This is a genomic window from Actinoplanes sp. NPDC049668, from assembly GCF_044465445.1.
Classification (GTDB): domain Bacteria; phylum Actinomycetota; class Actinomycetes; order Mycobacteriales; family Micromonosporaceae; genus Actinoplanes.
In genome coordinates, this window is sequence record NZ_JBITLR010000003.1 from 165,350 (window position 1) to 184,635 (window position 19,286).

General features: G+C 72.0%; 18 protein-coding genes. 8 read left to right on the forward strand and 10 right to left on the reverse strand.

Features of this window, described 5'->3' with window-relative positions; genetic code table 11:
- Positions 1-19 precede the first annotated feature (19 nt).
- From ACIBSW_RS13375 to ACIBSW_RS13395, 5 genes are read right to left on the reverse strand one after another with little or no spacing between them, the layout of a single operon-like run.
- Positions 20-2,176 carry an MMPL family transporter gene (locus ACIBSW_RS13375; protein ID WP_354722583.1) on the reverse strand — a complete coding sequence of 719 codons (2,157 nt, stop codon included), beginning with the start codon at positions 2,174-2,176 and terminating at the stop codon, positions 20-22.
- 26 nt (positions 2,177-2,202) lie between these two features.
- The gene (locus tag ACIBSW_RS13380) at positions 2,203-3,027 is read right to left on the reverse strand and encodes an ABC transporter permease (RefSeq protein ID WP_354722584.1); all 825 of its coding nucleotides are present in this window, start codon (positions 3,025-3,027) and stop codon (positions 2,203-2,205) included.
- On the reverse strand, positions 3,024-3,980 hold the full coding sequence (locus ACIBSW_RS13385) for an ATP-binding cassette domain-containing protein (protein WP_354722585.1): 957 nt from the start codon (positions 3,978-3,980) through the stop codon (positions 3,024-3,026). The genes ACIBSW_RS13380 and ACIBSW_RS13385 overlap by 4 nt, the downstream gene beginning before the upstream one ends.
- Before the next feature lie 12 nt (positions 3,981-3,992).
- Positions 3,993-4,838 (reverse strand): DUF4097 family beta strand repeat-containing protein, encoded by an 846-nt coding sequence (locus ACIBSW_RS13390; RefSeq protein ID WP_354722586.1) that lies wholly within the window; start codon positions 4,836-4,838, stop codon positions 3,993-3,995.
- 37 nt (positions 4,839-4,875) lie between these two features.
- Positions 4,876-5,409, reverse strand: coding sequence for a toxin-antitoxin system HicB family antitoxin (locus ACIBSW_RS13395; protein ID WP_354722587.1), 534 nt, complete (start codon positions 5,407-5,409; stop codon positions 4,876-4,878).
- Positions 5,410-5,550: 141 nt separating this feature from the next.
- Between ACIBSW_RS13395 and ACIBSW_RS13400 the strand changes: the two genes are divergently transcribed.
- Complete coding sequence (locus ACIBSW_RS13400) at positions 5,551-7,701, forward strand: esterase-like activity of phytase family protein (RefSeq protein WP_354722588.1); 2,151 nt, start codon at positions 5,551-5,553, stop codon at positions 7,699-7,701.
- A gap of 37 nt (positions 7,702-7,738) precedes the next feature.
- On the opposite strand, the gene ACIBSW_RS13405 is transcribed toward ACIBSW_RS13400, so the two are convergent.
- Positions 7,739-7,972 (reverse strand): hypothetical protein, encoded by a 234-nt coding sequence (locus ACIBSW_RS13405; RefSeq protein ID WP_354730646.1) that lies wholly within the window; start codon positions 7,970-7,972, stop codon positions 7,739-7,741.
- Positions 7,973-8,020: 48 nt separating this feature from the next.
- Positions 8,021-8,245, reverse strand: coding sequence for a DNA-binding protein (locus ACIBSW_RS13410; RefSeq protein ID WP_354730648.1), 225 nt, complete (start codon positions 8,243-8,245; stop codon positions 8,021-8,023).
- 106 nt (positions 8,246-8,351) lie between these two features.
- Between ACIBSW_RS13410 and ACIBSW_RS13415 the strand changes: the two genes are divergently transcribed.
- Positions 8,352-9,035, forward strand: coding sequence for a hypothetical protein (locus tag ACIBSW_RS13415; RefSeq protein WP_354730650.1), 684 nt, complete (start codon positions 8,352-8,354; stop codon positions 9,033-9,035).
- A 21-nt stretch (positions 9,036-9,056) separates the two neighbouring features.
- On the opposite strand, the gene ACIBSW_RS13420 is transcribed toward ACIBSW_RS13415, so the two are convergent.
- From ACIBSW_RS13420 to ACIBSW_RS13430, 3 genes are all read right to left on the reverse strand, one after another.
- Positions 9,057-9,866, reverse strand: a complete 810-nt coding sequence (locus ACIBSW_RS13420; protein WP_354730652.1) for an META domain-containing protein — start codon at positions 9,864-9,866, stop codon at positions 9,057-9,059.
- Positions 9,867-9,953: 87 nt separating this feature from the next.
- Positions 9,954-10,976, reverse strand: a complete 1,023-nt coding sequence (locus ACIBSW_RS13425; RefSeq protein ID WP_354730654.1) for a hypothetical protein — start codon at positions 10,974-10,976, stop codon at positions 9,954-9,956.
- A gap of 256 nt (positions 10,977-11,232) precedes the next feature.
- Positions 11,233-12,135 (reverse strand): effector-associated domain EAD1-containing protein, encoded by a 903-nt coding sequence (locus ACIBSW_RS13430; protein ID WP_354730656.1) that lies wholly within the window; start codon positions 12,133-12,135, stop codon positions 11,233-11,235.
- 158 nt (positions 12,136-12,293) lie between these two features.
- Here ACIBSW_RS13430 and ACIBSW_RS13435 point away from each other — a divergent pair, with 158 nt between their 5' ends.
- Genes ACIBSW_RS13435 through ACIBSW_RS13460 form a run of 6 tightly spaced genes read left to right on the forward strand, consistent with a single transcriptional unit; the run spans position 12,294 to position 19,280 of the window.
- On the forward strand, positions 12,294-12,890 hold the full coding sequence (locus ACIBSW_RS13435) for a hypothetical protein (RefSeq protein WP_354730658.1): 597 nt from the start codon (positions 12,294-12,296) through the stop codon (positions 12,888-12,890).
- A complete protein-coding gene (locus ACIBSW_RS13440; RefSeq protein ID WP_404799324.1) occupies positions 12,887-13,963 on the forward strand; it encodes a HesA/MoeB/ThiF family protein in 1,077 nt (358 codons plus the stop codon). The genes ACIBSW_RS13435 and ACIBSW_RS13440 overlap by 4 nt, the downstream gene beginning before the upstream one ends.
- The gene (locus ACIBSW_RS13445) at positions 13,960-15,423 is read left to right on the forward strand and encodes an effector-associated domain EAD1-containing protein (RefSeq protein ID WP_354719166.1); all 1,464 of its coding nucleotides are present in this window, start codon (positions 13,960-13,962) and stop codon (positions 15,421-15,423) included. The genes ACIBSW_RS13440 and ACIBSW_RS13445 overlap by 4 nt, the downstream gene beginning before the upstream one ends.
- A gap of 7 nt (positions 15,424-15,430) precedes the next feature.
- A complete protein-coding gene (locus ACIBSW_RS13450) occupies positions 15,431-16,435 on the forward strand; it encodes a JAB N-terminal domain-containing protein (RefSeq protein WP_354719167.1) in 1,005 nt (334 codons plus the stop codon).
- Positions 16,423-17,361 (forward strand): hypothetical protein, encoded by a 939-nt coding sequence (locus ACIBSW_RS13455; protein WP_354719169.1) that lies wholly within the window; start codon positions 16,423-16,425, stop codon positions 17,359-17,361. Before ACIBSW_RS13450 ends, ACIBSW_RS13455 begins: the two co-directional genes overlap by 13 nt.
- Positions 17,361-19,280, forward strand: coding sequence for an ATP-binding protein (locus ACIBSW_RS13460; RefSeq protein ID WP_354719171.1), 1,920 nt, complete (start codon positions 17,361-17,363; stop codon positions 19,278-19,280). The genes ACIBSW_RS13455 and ACIBSW_RS13460 overlap by 1 nt, the downstream gene beginning before the upstream one ends.
- Positions 19,281-19,286: the final 6 nt, after the last annotated feature.

Below are 19,286 nucleotides of genomic sequence, written 5' to 3' on the forward strand. Positions count from 1 at the left end.
GCGGGCATCGTCGGGTGGATCAGTTCGAGCCGGCCGGTACCGGGGGCTGGTCCGGTGCGGTGTCGGCCGCGCCCTTGGCGACGTCGCCGTGTCCCGGCCACCAGGCGGCGTGGCCGAGGAGCGCGGTCAGCGCCGGCACCAGGAACATCGACATCACGAACGCCGACAGCATGATGCCGACCGCCACCGAGAAGCCGATCTGTTGCAGGAAGGAGACCGGCGCGAGGGCCAGCACCGCGAACGTGCCGGCGAGGATCAGCCCGGCCGCGGCGATGGACGGGCCGGCGTGCCGTACGGCGAGCGCGGCGGCGGGCCGGGGCTCGTTGCCGGCCCGGGCCTCCTCGCGGAGGCGGGCGATCATCAGGATGTTGTAGTCGGTGCCGATCGCGAGGACGAACAGGTACAGCACGATCGGCAGTTGGAAGGTCACGCCGGGCTTGCCGGCCGCGCCCTGGAACAGGTAGATGGCGGCGCCGAGGGTTGCCGCGAAGTTGAGCAGCACCGCGAGCACCAGGTAGATCGGCGCGACGACGCTGCGCAGCAGCAGGGCGAGGATGATCGCGATGAGCAGCGCGGCGAACGGGAGGATCACCGACAGGTCGCGGTTGTTCGCCGAGTTGATGTCCGCGTAGATCGACGTGGTGCCGCCGACCAGTACCCGGGTGCCGGGCGGCGCGGCGGCGTGCAGGTCGTCGCGCAGGTGGTCGTGTACCAGGGTGATGGCCTCGTTGGACGCCGGGTTCACGTTGAGCAGCAGGCCGAAGCCGGCCACCGTGCCATTGGCGGCCTTGACCGGCGGCTGCACGCCGCCGACGCCGGACACCGTGGCGGCGGCCGCGGCGAAGCCGTCGAGCTGGGCGGGGGTCAGGCCGCTGCCGTCGGTGGTGGTCAGGTACGCCTGGGTCGGGTCGAGGGCGCCCTGCGGGAAGCCTCGTTCCAGGTCGGCGGCCGCCTTCGCGGACTCGGTGGTGCTGGGGAAGCCGGCCGCGAAGTCGTAGTCGGCCTTGAACAGCAGGACCCCGCTGGCGAGGACGATCAGCAGCAGGCCGGACGCGGTGGCGGTCACCGCCGGGCGCCGGCCGACCACGTCGCCGATCCGGGCGAACGCGGTGCCCTTCGGCTCGCGCCGCCACGCCTTCGACGGCCAGAAGGTCGCCGGGCCGATCAGGCTGACCAGGGCGGGGATCAGGGTCAGCGCGGTGACCAGCATGACGAAGACGGCGATGGCCAGCGCCGGGCCGAGCGAGCCGAAGCCGCCGAAGCTGGCCAGCAGCAGCACCAGGAACGCGACGATGACGGCGGCCGCGGCCGAGGTGATCACCTCGCCGACCCGGGCTACGGCGTACACCATCGCGGTCTTCTTGTCGGCGCCGGCCCGCAGCCGTTCCCGGTAGCGGAACAGCAGGAAGAGTATGTAGTCCGTGCCGATGCCGTAGAGCACGATCAGCAGCAGCGTCTGCAGGCTCTGGTCCACGTTGAAGTCGAACAGCTTGCCGGCCGCCGCGATCAGGTTCGAGGAGACCTGCAGGACCACGCTGATGACGAGGATCGGTAGCAGGGCGGCGATCGGGCTGCGGAAGATGATCAGGATCAGCACGATGATCAGCGCGAAGGTGGCCGTGCCGACCACCGTGAACGCGGTGTTGAACGTGTCGTTGTTGTCCACGAACTGGGCGAGCTGCCCGGCGACGCCGGCGCTCAGCCCGGTGCCGGCCAGGTCGGACTTGATCACCTCGCGGGTCTGCTTCACCGCGTCCATCTGGCCCTGCTGGTCGGTCAGGGCCGCGGTGACGGGTACGGAGATCAGTTGGACCAGCTTGTTCGGCGCGACGGCCTGCGGGCCGGTCAGCGGCTGGCCGATCCCGGCGATGCGCGCGTCGGCGATCGCGGTGGCCAGGGGGCCGACCCGGGCCTGGTCGGCCGCGGTCAGCGGGGCGCCGTCGGTGCGCTTGACCACCACGATGGCGGTGGAGGTGGCCTGCTCCGGGAACGCGGTCCTGGCCAGGTCGATCGCCTGTACCGACTCGTAGCTGTCGGGCAGGAAGCTGCCCTGGTCGCCGCTGGTGATGTCGGCGAGGCTCGGCAGCAGTCCGATGATGAGGAACGCCCCCACCAGCCATCCGCCGATGACCCACCACGCCCGTCTGACGACGAACCTTCCCCATCTGTCGAACATCGTTCCTCCCCCAGTCAGGTGTTCGGTCAGGACTCGCGGTCGAACAGGCGCTTCGACCAGAGGTATCCGCCCAGGGCGATGATCCCGCTCCAGGCGAGGGCGATCCACCCGCTGTTGCCGATCGGCTGGTCCATCAGCAGGCCCCGCAGGGTGTCGATGATGGGCGTGAACGGCTGGTACTCGGCGAACCAGCGCAGGCCGGCGGGCATCGAGTCGGTCGGTACGAAACCGCTGCCGATGAAGGGCAGCAGGACCAGCGGCATGAGCACGTTGCTCGCGGTCTCGACGCTCTTGCTCACCTGGCCGAGCGCGACGGCCAGCCAGACCAGCGCGAACGTCACCGCCGCCAGGAAGCCGGCCGTCGCCAGCCAGCCGACCAGCCCGGCCTCGGGTCGGAAGCCGACCAGCAGCGCGACGCCGACCACGATCACCAGGCCGATCGCCGCCTGGATCATGCTGCCGAGCACGTGCCCGGTCAGCACCGAGACGCGGGCGATGTGCATGGTGCGGAACCGGGCGATGATGCCCTCGGTCATGTCCATGGCGATCGAGATCGAGGTGCCCTGGACGGTGGACATGACGGTCATCAGCAGGATCGTCGGCACCACGTAGTTCGCGTACGCGGCGCGCCCGTCGGCGCCGACCGCCGCGCCGAGCCCAGCGCCCAGCGTGCCGCCGAACACGTAGACGAACAGCAGCAGGAAGACGACGGGCATCCCGACGAGCGTCAGCGTCATCGACGGGTACCGCAGCATGCGTTTGAGGTTGCGGCGCAGCATCGTGGCGGAGTCGCGCAGCGGATGGAATCGCAGGGCCGCCGGAGCCGGAGCGGCCAGGGTGGTAGTGCTCATCGGGTCACCTTCTCGTCGGTGGGGTTGCCCGTGAGGGCGAGGAAGACGTCGTCGAGGTCGGGGGTGTGCACGGACAGTTCGTCGACCTCGATGGCCTGGTCGTCGAGTCGGCCGATCAGGGCACGCAGCGAGCGCAGGCTGCCGTCGCTGGGCACCCGCAGGGCGAGCGCGTCGTTGTCGCGCGAGGTCTGGCCCAGCACGCGCAGGCCCGCCTCGAGGCCCGCCGGGTCGGCGAACCGCAGCCGGACGTGCCCGCCGGGGATGCGGCGCTTGAGCTCCTCCGCGGTGCCCTCGGCGACCATCCGGCCGTGGTCGAGGACCGCGATTCGGTCGGCCAGCTCGTCGGCCTCCTCCAGGTACTGCGTGGTCAGGAAGATGGTGACGCCGCCGGCCACCAGGTCCCGGACGATCTGCCACATGTTCCGGCGGCTGCGCGGGTCGAGGCCGGTGGTCGGCTCGTCGAGGAAGATCACCTGAGGGCTGCCGACCAGGGTCATGGCCAGGTCGAGGCGCCGCCGCATGCCGCCGGAGTAGGTGGACGCCGGCTTGCGGCCCGTCTCGGCCAGGTCGAACTGTTCGAGCAGCTCGGCGGCGCGCCGCCGGCCGTCGCGCCGGGACAGGTGGTGCAGGTCGGCCATCAGCAGCAGGTTCTCCTCGCCGGTGAGCAGGTTGTCCACGGCGGAGAACTGGCCGGTGACGCCGATCGCGGCGCGCACCGCGTCCGGTTCCCGGGCCACGTCGTGCCCGGCGACCCGGGCCTCGCCGGCGTCGGCACTGAGCAATGTGGACAGAATCTTCACGGTGGTGGTCTTCCCGGCGCCGTTCGCGCCGAGCAGCGAGAACACCGTGCCGCGCTGCACGTCGAGGTCGAGACCGTCGAGGACGACCTGGTCACCGAACGATTTGCGGAGCCCGGTCGCGGCGATGGCCGGCCAGGAGGGCGTGGGGGTCATGGTTTCCCTCTTTCAGGAGCGGTGGACGGTGATGTCGCCGTAGGAGGTGCGGCCGCGCACCTCGACGGTCTCGGCGGCCCCGTCGGGCCGGGTGGCGTTCTCCAGCAGGTTGCGCATGTGCCCGAAGCCGGTGTTCAGCTCCAGCCAGGCGGCGGTGCCCGCGGCGATGCCGATGTCGAGGTCGCCCGCGGCGGTGCCGAGGACGATCGAGCCGCGGACCACCTGGCCGAGGCGGATGGCGCCGTTGGAGGTCTTCGCGTCGACGTTCGCGCCGGCCCGGTCGACGGAGATCTCGCCGTTGGCCGTACGCAGGCGCGCGTCGCCGGCGACCGCGTCGATCGCGATGTCGCCGTTGGAGCTCTTGACGCTCGCGGCGCCCTCGATCTCGCCGACCCGCACCTTTCCGGTGCCGGTGGAGAGCTCGGCGTTGCCCGCGACGCCGTCGACGGTGAGGTGGCCGGCGCCCGAGTTCAGCCGCAGCGGCCCGGTCAGCTCGAGCCGGGCGTTGCCGGCGGAGGTCTTGAACCGGCACTCACCGAGCCGGCCGGCGCCGTGCAGGTCGCCGACCTGCAGGTCGGCGGACACCCCGGAGCCGCTGGGCAGTTCGATGGACACGTCGACCGACCGGGTCTTGCGGGAGAAGTCGAAGGCGCGCGCCTTCGGCCCGGTCACCCGCAGCGTGCCGTTGGCGTAGTCGACGCGGACCTGCTGGGCGGCCGCGACGTCGGACTCGTCGGACTGGTCGGTCGGGCGGACCTCGACGACGGTGTCGGTCCGGTCGCTCGCGACGATTCGCACGTCGCCGACGCCGAGGTCGAGCGTGACGGAGATCGGTTCGGGCGTATCGAAAGTTGGCATTGTCGTTCCTCGTCTGAGTTGGTGTTTCGGTGTGCGGTCAGCGCACCCAGCCGGTGAAGCCCTGCTTGCTCCGCTTGCCGCTGCCGCGCGGCTCGGGACGCTGGTCGCGGTCGGTGCGCTGCAGGGCGGCGGCGGCCGCCCGGCTCAGCCAGGCGTTGACCGAGCGCCCCTCCTTGGCCGCGGCCTCCTCGATCGCGGTCTTGAGCTGCTCGGGCAGGCGCACGTTGATCCGCGCGGCGGGGCCGTCCTCGGCGATCAGCAGCTCGCTGTCCGGCGTGCCGTCGGCCGGCACGGCGGCCTGGTCGGCCGCGAACTCGAGCGGCCCGGTGGGTGCGGTGGTCACCACGAAGCTCGGGTCGCGCCCGCGCAGGCGCACCTCCACCGAGCCGGGGGCCAGGTCGCGGGTGATCTCGTCGGCGGCGGCGGACAGCGCGTCGAGCAACGTCATGCGGATCGCCGACTCGAGCGACCCGGTCAGGCGCTCGACCAGCGCACGGGCGTCGTCCCCGCCGGCCTCGGCGAGGGTGGCGAACTCGCGCCCAAGGTTGTTCACGTACGTGGTCAGGTCCATGTGTGCCACTGTGGCACACGGATGGCACGCATGCAAGCCATGATGGCTCACAGCGGTGCCACCCATGATCGGCAAGCCTGAGACATCAGACGTTTTCCGCCTGGCCACCTCGGCGTCGTTGTCGGCCCGTAGGCAGGCACCATGCGTTCCACGACACCCCTCGGCCGTACCAGAAAGGCCGTCTCCCTGGTCGGCATCGCGGCACTCGCCGCGCTCCTTCCCCCGCCCACGACCGCGGCTGCGCACCCGCACGGGCAACCGGCGCCGCAGTCCTGGCGGCGCCTCGCGACCGTCCCGGCATACCTGAACTCGAGCGTCGGCGACACCGCCGCCGCGGAGATCTCGACCGTCACCGACGACGGGCGCACCGTCGTCTACACCGACAGCCCGGGCGGCCGCCTCGGCTTCGTCGACATCGGCGACCCGGCCCGGCCGAGGCCGGCCGGCACCCTGGCGATGGGCGGCGAGCCCACCTCGGTCGCGCACCTCGGCGGCCTGCTGCTCGCCGCGGTGAACACCAGCGCGAGCTTCACCGGCCCGTCCGGGAAGCTTGTCGTGATCGACGCACGCACCCGCGCGATCCGCCGGAGCCTCGACCTCGGCGGCCAGCCGGACTCCGTCGCCGTCGCGCCCAGCGGCCGCTACATCGCCGTCGCGATCGAGAACGAGCGCGACGAGGACGTCAACGACGGCGCGATCCCGCAGGCCCCGGCCGGGCATCTCGCCGTGGTCGACACCCGCACCTGGACGGTCGGCCGGGTCGACCTGACCGGCCTGGCCGAGGTCGCGCCCGGCGACCCGGAGCCCGAGTACGTCAGCGTCAACTCCCGCGACGAGGCGGTCGTCAGCCTGCAGGAGAACAACCACCTCGCGATCGTCTCCCTCGCGCAGCGCAGGGTGATCCGGCACTTCGGCGCCGGCACGGTCACCGTGCCGGGCGTGGACACGCAGGACGACGACCGGATCTCGCCGACCGGCACGATCACCGCCAAGCGCGAGCCCGACGGCGTCGCCTGGCTCACCGACGACCTGTTCGCCACCGCCAACGAGGGCGACTACGAGGGCGGCTCGCGCGGCTGGACGATCTTCGACCGCCGCGGCCGGGTCGTCTGGGACGCCGGCAACTCGCTCGAGCACCTCGCCATCGCGCACGGGCTCTACCCGGACAAGCGCTCCGACGCCAAGGGCATCGAGCCGGAGAACGTGGCGTTCGGCCGCTTCGGCGGCGTGCCCTACGTCTTCGTGAACGCCGAGCGCGGCAACTTCACCGCCGTCTACGACGTCTCCCGTCCGTGGGCGCCGCGGTTCCGGCAGCTCCTGCCCACCACGAACGGGCCGGAGGGCGTCGTCGCCGTACCGTCGCGGAACCTGATCGTCGTCTCCAGCGAGGAGGAGCTCCCGGAGGAGGGCATCCGGGGCACCGTCCAGATCTACGGCCTCGGCGGTGCCGCCGGCGCCTTCCCGTCGCTGGTCTCCCGCGACGACATCGCCTGGGGCACGCTGTCCGGGCTGTCGGCCGTGCCGGGCCGCGCCGACCGGCTGGTCGCGGTCACCGACAGCGCATACAGCCCGACCCGGCTGCTCACCATCGACACGGCCGCGCGGCCCGCGGCCATCACCGCCGAGCTCACCGTGACCAGGAACGGCACCCCGGTCGGCTACGACGCCGAGGGCGTCGCCGCCCTCGCGTCCGGCGGCTACTGGCTGGCCGTCGAGGGTTCCGCCGGCAAGCCCAACCTGCTGGTACGCACGGACGCGCGCGGCGCCGTACAGCAGGAGGTCCCGCTGCCGGCCGACGTGGCGGCCGCGGTGACCGCCAACGGCCTCGAGGGTGTCGCGGTCGCCGGCTCCGACGTGTGGGTCGCGGTCCAGCGGCCGCTCAAGGGCGAGGAGACCGTGCGCATCGGGCGCTACCGCGACGGAGGCTGGAGCTGGCTGGCCTACCCGCTGGACGCGGCGAAGACCGGCTGGACCGGGCTGTCTGAGCTGGTCGCGGTCGACCGGGACACGTTCGCCGTCGTCGAGCGTGACAACCAGCGCGGACCCGCCGCGGCGATCAAGCGGATCTACCGCTTCGACGTGCCGAGGACCTGGGCCGGCGTCCCGGTGGTCGACAAGCGGCTGGTCCGGGACCTGCTGCCGGCCCTGAGCGCGGACCGGGGCTGGGTGCAGGACAAGGTCGAGGGCCTCGCGGTCGCGGGCAACGGTCAGGCGTACGCGGTGACCGACAACGACGCCGTCGACGACGCCACCGGGGAGACGGTCTTCCTCCGTCTCGGCCGGCTGTTCTGAATCGGGTGCCCGCGCCGCCCGGTGCGGCGCGGGCCCATCATGGACGCCGGCCGGCGATCGCGATGATGAAGTAGACGGCGGACACGAGGAACAGGATGACGGCCAGGCCGGCCGGGAAGATCGAGTAAAGGACCAGGACGACCCATCCGGTCTCGTTGGGGTCGCGGCCGTTCGACAGCACGAACGGCAGGACCCACAACACGACCGTCACCAGGACGCAGAGCGCGGCGGCGATGAGCGTACCCACGGCGATGCGCATGTTTGTCGGCATGGACCCGAGCGTTCTCGTCCGTACCCTCGATCACCTGAGCCGGCGTGCTCAGGTGTCGCTGCGCCCGGGTGCTCGATCCGGCGCCGTGTCGTAGCGGTGGGCGGCGATCCACTCCTCGACCTCGTCGACCGCCCAGACCTTGCCCTGCGCCAGGGTGGCGACGGGCGTCGGGAAGTCGGATCGCCCGGCTATGTGATAAGCCCGCTGCCGGCTGACGCCGAGCAGGTCCCGGATCTCGTGAGCGCCGACAAGGCGCGGAGACTCACCATCCATGCGTACGACCATAGTCGCACGACTAGTGGCGCGGGAAGCCTGTCGTTGTTGCGACGCCGTATTAGCGTCCCCCTCGCCCGGCATCGCCTACAGAGGAGGGCCCAGCGTGCTGCAAACCGCACTCCATACGCCGGAGTTCTGGCGGTGCTACGTGCTCGACGAGACCGACGGATTCGACGTCGACGCGGCGGGCAAGCGGCTCGCTGAGGAGCTGGGCGGGACCAACCTGGACTTGCCGGTCGGCTCGAACTGGTTCCTGCGCCTGAACCTGGCCTTCCAGGTCAACCTGTTCACGCTGTACCTCTGCGATCCTGCGGACTCGGACGACGTCGCCGGCGGCCGGCTCGAGCTCGGCCATTGGGACCAGGCCCGGGCGCACCCGTTCTGCCTGCGCTGGGATGAGCTGGAGGCGGTGGTACGCCGGATGCGCGCCGAGCCGGACCGGCAGCGGGTCTCGCCGGAACTGGCCATGCTGCTGCTGGCGCCCTGGGTCGGCCACGGCTCCGACGAGCAGGACCTGCTGGCGGCGCGGCGGCGGATCATCGCCGGCGAGCTGGACCGGCTCGGCCTGTTCCACGGCGACGCCGCGGAGCGGATAGTGGAGAGCCTGCTGATGCCGGTCTCCGAGGACGATTACGCCTGGCGCTGGGACGCCGAGGCCGGCTGGACCTTCGGCGGAGAGTACTCGTGCTACTCCAACCGCAACGACGACCACCGCTTCCCGTTCGCCGAGTTCGCCGAGTTTCGGCGGCTGCTGGGCATCGCCGACGAGCCGGCATCCGCGCACTGACCGGCCCGGCCGCGTCCCCGGTCAGGGCTCGGCTCGCAGGTCCAGGCCGTCGCCGTCGGCGCGGGTCAAGGTCAGCCGGTCGCCGGTGATGCGGTAGGCCACCTTGCCTTTGAGCAGGCCGAGGACGGCGCGGTCGAACGCCTCCAGCTCGGGCGGGCAGTCCTGTTTCCGGCCGGCCGGGCGGGAGAAGATGATCGCGCCGTCGCCGATGGACGCCGCGCCGTCGACGTCGGTGCAGCCCGTCGAGCCGGTCACCCGTCCGTCCCGGAAGGTCAGGTGTGCGTCGGCGCCGGCCGGGACCGAGGCGGCCGCCTCGCCGTCGATCAGGGACTGCACCGACCAGCGCGGGCCGGTCAGCGGCCGGTCGGGCACGGCGGACCGGATGTCGATCAGCCGCAGCCGGGTCGTTCCGGCGCTGAGCACCAGGGTGTCGCCGTCGAGCTGCCAGGTGGGCCGCTGCTGCAGGAAGTCCGTCAGCCAGGTGTCCTGCTCCATCAGCTCCGCCGAGCAGGCCATCATCGTGCCGCCGACGTCGGTGACCACCAGCCGGTCGCCGTCGACCGCGGCCCGGCCGCTGAGGTGGTTGCATCCGGCCTCGGCGGTCACGGTGTCCGGCTTGAAACCCAGCCGCACGCTGGTGCCCTCGACGAGCTGCCGGGAACCCTGGTCCGCCGCGGCCGGCGCGGAGACGAACGTCCGCCCCCAGATGTCCGCGGCGCCGGGCGGCGGCGCCGCCGCGCCGCCCTGGCCGCATCCCGCGATCGACATCGCCGTCATGGCCGTCAGGAAGTGCCACCATCTGATCGTCATGCCGGCTGAGACGACATTCATCCGCCCACCGTTCCCTCGATCTTGTAATTGGCGCCGGGGGAGGCCCCGGCAATCATGCCGGGGCCTCCGTCATTCGCATATTTCGGATCAGGCGGGGGACAGGCCCTCGGCGAAATCGAAGAGGCTCTTGACGTCATTGTCGAAATACGGGCCGTCCATCTGACTGGCGTCACCGTGTCGATGACTGACCACGCTGTTCGTGTATCCGAGGCCGTTCTGATCGTTGTATTCCTGTAGCCAGGGTCCGCCGCTGGAGCCCTGCGTCATGTTGCACCAGGCCCGCACCTGCTGCCCGTGACCGTTCCAGGTGGTGCCCTGGCAGAAGTACTGGAGATCGCCGGGGAAGCCGCCCGCGGCCGGGTAACCGAGGATGGTCACGGCGACGGAGTAGCCCCAGTTCCAGCGCAGGCCCATGCCGCCGACGGTGTCGACCACCTTGGCGCCGTAGATGCCGCCGTTGTTCATGATCGCGATGGCGATGTCCTCGTCGCCGCTGCTGTTGTTGATCCACGCGGTGCGGGCGGTGAGGTTGCCGGCGACGAAGTTGCCGACCGGCGACACACCCTGCCGGAAGCCCGGCACGAAGATGAAGTTCGAGTACCAGCCGCCGCCCGCGCCGGCGTGCACGCAGTGGCCCGCGGTGATGACCAGGCGGCGCTTTCCGCTGTTCAGGGCGCTTGCCGAGCACTGACCCGTGCCGCCGGGAACCGAGACGTACACCTTGCCGACGGTGACGGACTGGTTCAGCGCGGCCAGGCCGCGCGCGGGCGGCGCGGGTGCGATGCTGCCGGGCTTGCCCTGCGGCGCCGGCGCGCCGGCCGGGTCGGAGTCGGTGACCTTCAGGTCCAGGTCCACCGCGGCCGCCATGCGCTCGGGCGTCCAGTAGGCCTCCACCTCGGCGATCGCCGCCGGGGTGTTCACCGCCTTGCCGCCGGCCGTCCGGGCGACCGTGCTGACGTTGCCGGACGCCGCCGCGGACGGCTGCGCCTGTGCCGCGACGCCGCCGGCCAGTATCAGCGCTAGGCCGACTCCGGCGACGGTCACCGATCTGACGATTGATCTCATTCCGGTTTTCCCTTTCCCCGAGTGACGTTCGATTCTTCCGAGCATATAGATCAACTTGGATGAAAGGTTTCTGGACGGCGTTCGACAAAAAGACGTTCCTATTAACCGCTTCAAGAGACGTCGATTCAGTCCGCTGATGGATCTCGAAAATAACGGGCGCGACTTGGGTAATCCACCCAAAATGACATCATCAATCTTGAATGGTGGGACGGGCTGGATATCCGCGCGGAAACTCGGGTGAATGGCATCCGAAAATGGATCAATGCGATCGCCGGAAATGGAGATCGCCGCGGGGCCGCCGTCAGGCGGTGAGGATCTCGAGGCCGTCGGCGACGGCACGCCCGTGCTCGGTGTCCAGCAGCGGCAGCTCGGCCTTGGCGAGGTAGCCGGCCTCGGCCATCGACCCGCGGATCAGCAGCGCCCGGTACAGGGCCGCCGCCACCGTCGGCGCGGCCTCGTCGGGAAGGTCGTCGCGGTGCGCCACGACGGTCGTGGCGCATTTTCGCAGCGTCTCCGCCGCCGCCAGGCTGTAGCAGGCGTTGAGGACGATGCCGTGCAGCCGCGCCCGGCCCGGGCGGCTCTGGTAGGCGAGTAGCACCTCGGCCAGGTCCGCGGCGTGGATGGCCTGTGGCGCCAGGCCGGGCCCGTGGAACGTGAGCAGGTCCCCGTTGCCGTGGCAGGCCAGGTGCAGCACGTCGTGCCCGGCCTCGAGGACCCGGCGCATGTCGGCGAAGGTGGCGAACGGCCGGTAGTCCACGTCCAGGCGCGAGCCGGCCACGTCGAGGATCGCGCGGTACTCCACTTCGGGCTGCAGCCGGCCGAGCGGTGCGCCGGCCGCGAGCGGGCTCGCGCTGAGCAGGAGCACGCTGCGCGGCGGGCCGGACGTCGGCGGGGCCGCCGCGACGCGATTCCAGAGATCGAAGACGCCCGTGTTGCCCGGCAGCAGGCGCATGAGGCGCCGCAGCAGTTTGGCGTATCCCTCGGCGAGGATGCCGGCGTCGAGCTGGATCAGGATCAGGTCCCACCAGTCCTCGGCCGTGGTGGAGGCCGGCCAGCCGGGTACGGCGCGGGTGGGGAAGCCGATGTCGCGCAGCAGCCGGGCCGCGGAGCTCGCGACGGGAAACGCGTCCGCGATCAGCCCGCGCAGCTCGGCGCGGTCGTCGGGGCTCAGCGCCACGTCGGCGCGCGGACGGTCACCGCTCATTCGAGCCACAGTAGCCAGTCGATGCGATCGCGGTTCCGCGGGGCCGTTCGCCGATCGCATTTCACAATAGTCACATGATCACAAGTCGCAATAGTGCCAAGATGAATGAGTAGTTCGGCCGCTGCGCGGTCCTGTCGATGCGCCGATAATGACGATCCATGGATGACGTCGACGAATTCGATGCGGCCATGGCGGCCGCCATGGATCCGCAACGGGACACCCCGGGCGTCACCATCGTGGAACGCGTCGTGCAGGCGACGTCGTGGTGGCATCCGCACCGGTGCACGACGTGCGGGCACACGTTTCGGCGCGGCGACCGGGTGCGCTTCGACACCGGGAGCGGCCAGGTGTGGCACCTGGAGGAGGAGCTGGGCTGCCACCGCGAGGCCGGCACCGGCACCGCCGAGCGGCGCCTCGGCGAGGCCGATCTGGCGGAGCTGGCGCGCTTCCTGGACGGCATCGACGCGAACTGGCGCGTCGCCGGCGGCGTGCCGGTGGTGCCCGCCGACACGGACCCGCAACTGGTCGCCCCGCCGATCGGCGGGCTGGCGCGCAAGGAGTGCCTCGGCTGCGCGCACAGCTTCCGCCCCGGCGAACTCGTCGTGATCTGCCCGTGCAGCCCCGTGCAGCCGGAGTGCCACTATGCGGTGCACCGCGACCCGGGGCTCGGACTCGTCTGCTGGGAGACGTGGCGGCCCAGCGGCATGGTGGCGGTCTGCCCGGTGACCCTGCGCCGCCTGGCGGGCGGCCAGTGAGCTCGGGCGAGGGCCGGTACGCGCGGCAGTCGCTGATACCCGACTGGGATCAGTCCCGGCTCTCCGCCGCCACGTTTGTGCTGGCCGGGATGGGTGCGCTCGGCAACGAGGTCGCCAAGAACCTCGCGCTGCTCGGCGCCGGACGGCTGATCGTCTGCGACCGGGACACGGTCGCGACGTCGAACCTGAGCCGGTCCGTTCTGTTCGCGCCGGACGACGTCGGCGAGCCGAAGGCGGTGGTGGCCGCGCGCGCTCTCGCCCGGCTCGCGCCGTCGACCGTGGTGTCGGCGCGGGTGGGCGACCTGATCAATGCCGTCGGCGTCGGCGAGCTCGCCGACGCCGACGCCGTGCTGGGCTGCCTCGACTCGCGCCACGCGCGGCTCAGCCTGCTCGGCCGCTGCGCGCGGGCCGGCGCCCCGCTCATCGACGGCGGCACCCACCCGTGGGGCGGCGAGGTGCGGGTCCGGCTCTCGCCGGACGAGGCGTGCTACTGCTGCTCGCTGACCCCGGGCCAGCGCGCCGAGGCGGACGCGCCGCTGAGCTGTGATCCGGCCGGCGCGCCGCAGCCGGCCTCGATCATCAGCACCGCGCTCGTCGCCGGCTGGATGACCACGGCGGCCACCCAGCTGCTCCTCGGCCGGCCGGTCGGCTGGCGCTTCCTGCAGATCGAGGCGCTGAGCGGCCGGACCGCGCCGATCACGGTCCGCCGCGACGACGGGTGCGGATTCCATCGGCGGCCCGATTTTGTTGATCAATTGAAATTGGGCGGATCCGCCACCGTACGGGAATTGCTGGCAACACTTCCGGAGGACAGTGAACCCCTCGTCTGGTCGATGTTTCCCGTTCCGGGTATCTGCTACCACTGTGGCCACGAGTCCGTACCGGCTAGCATTCGCGGCGGCAGTCTGGTCGGTTGTCCAAACTGTCGGGAAATCGTCCACCTCGACCTGACCCAACGGCTTCGAGAAGCGCCACCCGACGCGACGCTCTCCGAATTGGGCGTCGCGCCCGAAGAGATCATTCCGGTCCGGTCGTCATCTGGAGGGTATCGGTGGCTACGGATAGCCGCGTGAGCGAGTCGGCGCCCGAGCCCGAGCGGCCCACCGCCGACATCGTCCTCACGCCGGAGGACCGCGCCGACCTTCTCGAGCTGTTCGGCACGGTGTTCCACGGCCGGGGCGACGCGCGCCGGCTGCTGCAGGCGATCGGATTCCCGATCGGCTCCCTGCCCGGCTGGAGCGACTCGGTGGCGGCGCTGGACTGGTGGGACGAGATCTTCACCCTCCTCGACGCCGGGCTGGTGCCGGAGGGCTACCGGCGGCTGCTCACCCGGGCGGTGCGCCAATATCGCGGCAACACCGGACTGTTCGACCTCTACCGCCGTTATGTCGCCGACGTGCCGGCCGCGGCCGCACCGGGCGTCGCGAACCCGTCCTGTGTGGTCTTCATCCGGGCCTCCTCGGAGGAGGAGCGGCAGGCGGCGTTCGAGCAGCTGCGGGCGCTCGACCTCGACCCGCAGGAGTGGGTGACGACCGACCTGGTCGCGGCGTACACGGTCGCCTCGACCGACCAGGCGACGGTGAGCGCGCAGATGGGCCGGACCCGGCTGCCGTGGACCGTCGCGTCGCCGAACGGCGCGAGCTACCTCGTGCACACCCTCATCGTCGAAGGTCCGGACGGCAGCCGGTTCCGGCTGCGCGACACACCCGCCGCGGTGCGGCTGGAGACGATCGCCAGCGAGGTCGTCGCCACGCAGTACGCCGGCAAGGATCCACAGGTGACGGCCCGGCCGACCGTGATCAATCGGGTGCTCGCCGGCGGCGAGCAGGAGCGGGCCAACCCGGAGCAGAACCTCGACGAGGCCGGCCTCGCCGACGGCGCGCAGGTCCGGATCGCCTTCGAGGGCCGGGCCGGGCACGTCGCGCCCGCCGACCGGGAGGAGGCGCTGGGCCGGGCTCGGCGCCAGATCGTCGGCTACGCCCGGAGCCGGCAGATCGAGGTGCGGGCCAACTCCGACCTGCTGCCCACCCGGTTCGACCTCAGCTTCACGCAGCCCAGCTTCGGCCCGCCCGAGCGGCCCGAGGGCCCGCCCACCCGGATCGACCGGCACCGGGTGCGCATCCTGCTGGTCGCGGGCTTCCCGGCGACCGCGCCCAAGGTCTACTGGCTCACTCCCTACTTCCATCCGAACGTCTTCCCGACCTACGACTGCGACCTGACCAAGGAGCCCGGCGCGCCGCGGGGCCTGGTCTGCCTCGGGCAGGTCGCCGAGTCCTGGTACCCGGCCAAGGACCTCGGCGATCTGTGCCGGGTCATCGCCGACATCGCCGCGTACCGCAACTACGACGTCTTCGGCCTCGACCTGCCGCCGGACGACGACACGGTGCCCAAGGTCAACTTCTACGACCCCGAGGCGGCCAAGTGGGCGGTGTTCCACCAGGAGGAGATCAGGGCCATCGGCGGTTCGCCGGTCGTGCCCGTGCAGCGCGAGGTGCCGACGGTGTTCCGTACTCATCTGCGACGCATCGGCTGAGCCGCGGATGAGCCTGGGAATCGACCTCTATCGCAGTGACGACTATGTGCGGGCCGGCCGGATCGACCTGCTGGCGCTGCTCATACCCATCTTCGAACGCGTGCTCGGCGAGTCGCTGCGGGACACTTTGTTCACCCTCAACTTCCACCCGATCAGCGACGTGCGCGAGCTGTACGGCGAGCCGAGCCTGCTGAACCTGCGGTCGAGCCACGGCTACGTCACCGTGCAGATCACCCGGGGCGGCCGGGTGATCTACCGGCATCCGCACGCGGTGCGGGAGATCATCGGACGGCCGCTGCAGCGGATCCTCTCCGAGCAGGTGCCGGACGAGCGCCAGTGGGGCTTCGGGGTGTCCGGGCCGGGCCTGGAGGCGATCACACTGGAGCGTCCGGCGCCGCGGCAGGTCGGCGCGGTCGACGTCGCCGTGCGCCAGGCCGGGCCGCGGGTCCTGCACATGGAGGAGATGCCCGACCCCGAGCCGCCGCTCGCCGACGTGGCCGAGCTGGGCGTCGCGGAGCCGGCGACCTCCGACGACGTCATGACCGTCGTGGTCGCCCGGCCGGTGCAGGAGCTGCTGCTGCAGGACATGCCGTTGTCCGGCGAGGTCGAGGAGGGCGGCTTCCTGCTCGGCCGGTTGCTGCGCGACCGGGCGCGTGGCGGCCACCTGGTGCATGTGACGGCGGCTCAGCCCGCGGAGCGCACCGGCGCCTCGCTGCTCAACTTCACCTTCACCGGCGAGAGCTTCCTGCGGATCAACCAGACGATCGGCGCGGCCAGCGGGGCGTACCGGCTGGTCGGCTGGTACCACACGCACCTGTTCCCGGCCACCGACGGCGTCGGGCTCTCGTCGATCGACGTCGACCTGCACACCACCACCTTCCGCAGGCCGTGGCATCTGGCGGCGCTGCTCAACATCGACGAGACCGGCAAGCGGGTGCTGCGGGCCTACCGCTGGGACGGCGAGGCGATGCGGCTCGCCCGGCACCGGATCGGGGCGCCGTGGAAGCCCTGACGACGGCCCGCGAGGTGCTGCGCTGGTCGATGCGGCCCGAGGGGCAGCCGCCGGCGGGGCGGCTGAGCCGCCTCGGCGGCCTGGTCCGGCCCGACGCGGCCACCGCCGAGCTGCTGCGCTGGGCGACGGCGACCACCGCCGCCCGGATCGGGGCGGGCCGGCCGCCGCTCGGCGACCCGGGCGCGCCCGGGCCGGCCGCGGTCCTGCTGGCCGCGGCCATCGGCGGCCGGCGGCAGCGCGACCAGAGCGCGAAGCTGCTGAGCCTGGTTCCCCGCCTGCGGCTCACCCGGCGCGACGCCGGCTGGGCCGAGGGAGTGGCGCGCCACGCCGTCGTCGGCCCGGCGGTGTCCGCGGAGCCGCTCGCCGGTGGCGCGCCGGCGGAGTTCGTCGAGGCGCTGCTGGCGGCGTCGCCGCTGACGACGGTGCTGCACCGGCCGCCGGACGCCGACCGCGCGACCGCGGGCGGCGTGCTGAGCCGGCTCCTCGCCCGGCCCCGGGGCGTCGCGGTCCTGGTCGCGGCGTGCGCCGCGCCGTCGGCCGATCCGCTCGTGCTGGAGTGGCGCTGGACGGTGCTCGACCGGCTGCGCCAGGAGCGGGTGGCGGACATGCTCGACGTCTACGTCGCCGCGCGGCTGTGGCACGGCCCGGCCTGGGACGCCCGCATCGAGGAGGCCCGCCGCGGTCTCACCGGGCTGCCGAGCCCCCGTACCGTCGCGACGCTGCGCTACTGGCTGCCGCTGGCCATCCTCGACGAGCAGGAGCAGCGCGAGTCCGGCCTGGCCTACCGCGCCGCGCGGGGCGCCGCCGTCCTCCCGGCGCCCGGCGCCTCGATCAAGGGCCGGATCCTGCTGGACCACGCCGGCTACGGGCCGGTGCTGGAGCTGGTCAACCGGCACCGCGCCAGCCTGCAGAGCGGAGGCGTCTGATGGCACGGCGAGCCACCGTACGGGTGGTGCCGCTCGGCGACCGCCAGGCGTTCGCGGATCGCATCGCGGAGGCCGAACACGACGGCCGGACCACGCTCGGCGACCTGCTGCGCGAGGGGCCCGCGCTCGCGCTGCAGCCGCTCGACGGGCTGGCCGGCACGCCCGTCGTCAGCCTCAGCGTCGAGCTCGCCGACCCGGGCCCGGACGAGCCGCTCTACCGGCCGCCGGGCATGGTCGTCGGCGGCACGGCCGCGGACGCCGGCCCGCCCGCCGACCCCGGCCCGCCCGTCGAGCAACGGCCGATGGAGGGCGCGCGGCCGGCCGCCGGGCATCCGGAGGTCATCGACGAGGCCACCACGGTCCGGATCGCCTACGACGAGCAGATCAGGCAGACCGCGGAATATCTCGCCGCCGACCTGTCGGTCCTGGTCCGGTGCGAGAAGCTGCTGGTCGAGCACCTCGCCCTGGAGATGGCCGGGCGCTCGGGGCACCACGTCAAGGTGATCCCGGCCGAGTCGGCCGGCGGGAAGCCGTCCGGCGTGCTGCCCGGCGGCGGCGCCGGGCGCCGGCAGCAGATCCTCACCGAGCTGCAGGTGGCGGTGCGGCACTGCGGCAAGCGCGACGTCCTCGTCGTCGCGCACCTCGACCTGCTCGCCGGCGGCAGCGACGCGGCCCTCGGCGCCGAGGCCCGCGAGCTCATCGACGTCCTGTACGAGCGCAGCAAGGTGGTGCTGCTCGCCTTCGTCGACCCGTCCCTGGTCATACCGGAGGTCCTGGCCAACCGCTTCGCGGTGCGGGTCGACATCGACATCCTGCCGAGGGAGGTCCTCGCCGAGACCGGTGAGGCGATCCCGATCGGGACGGCGCTGGTCACCCGCGAGGAGGCGGAGCGGTTCGAGGGCTTCCAGCCCGTGCAGTTCTACAAGCACATCGCCGGCCTCAACGCGGTCCGGCTCCGGCACGCGATGATCTACGCCGGGCACGTGCACCCGCGGGGCGTCTTCCAGGACCTGCTCGACGAGCTGCGCAAGTTCAAGGCCAGGACCACCGCCAGCTCGTTCGAGGTACCCCACGTCACGCTCGACGACATCGGCGGCTACGCCGAGGTCCGCAAGGAGCTGCTCCGGGCGCTGGCGCTGCTCAACGAGCCGGAGCGGATACCGAAGAAGTTCCGTTCGGAGCTGCTGCCCAAGGGTTTCATCTTCTACGGGCCGCCGGGCACCGGAAAGACGCTGTTCGCCAAGGCCGTCGCCACCGCCATGAACGCCACCATCCTGGTCGTGTCCGGTCCCGAGGTGACCGACATGTACGTCGGCGAGAGCGAGCGGAAGGTGCGCGAGATCTTCGCCGAGGCCCGGCGCAACGCGCCCGCCATCATCGTCTTCGACGAGATCGACTCGATCGCCTCCCGCCGCTCCGGGCGCGAGGACGGCGGATCCCGCGCCGGCAACGCGATCGTCGCGCAGCTGCTCACCGAGATGGACGGCTTCCGCCCCGAGGTACAGGTGCTCATCATCGGCACCACCAACCGGCTCGACATCATCGACGAGGCGCTGCTGCGCCCGAGCCGGTTCCGGGCCGTCGCCATCGGACTGCCCGACCGCGACGCCCGCCGCGAGATCGCCGCGGTGCACGCCCGCCACTTCGAGGTGACCGTGCCCGGCGTCGTGCTCGACCGGCTGGCCGTGGTCACCAAGGACATGAACGGCGACGAGATCAGGTCGATCTTCCGGGACGCGCGGGTCGACCAGCTGTTGACCAGCCCCGACGGCGACGTCGGGCCGGACCGGCTCGGCACGGTGGTCGGCCGGCTGCGCCAAGGCAGGCATCAGCGGGACCTGAACCGGGAACAGGGAGCCTCCGACCACCCCGAGGCGGACCCGCCCGCCACCGGAACCGACGACGACGTGGTGCTTTAGCACCTG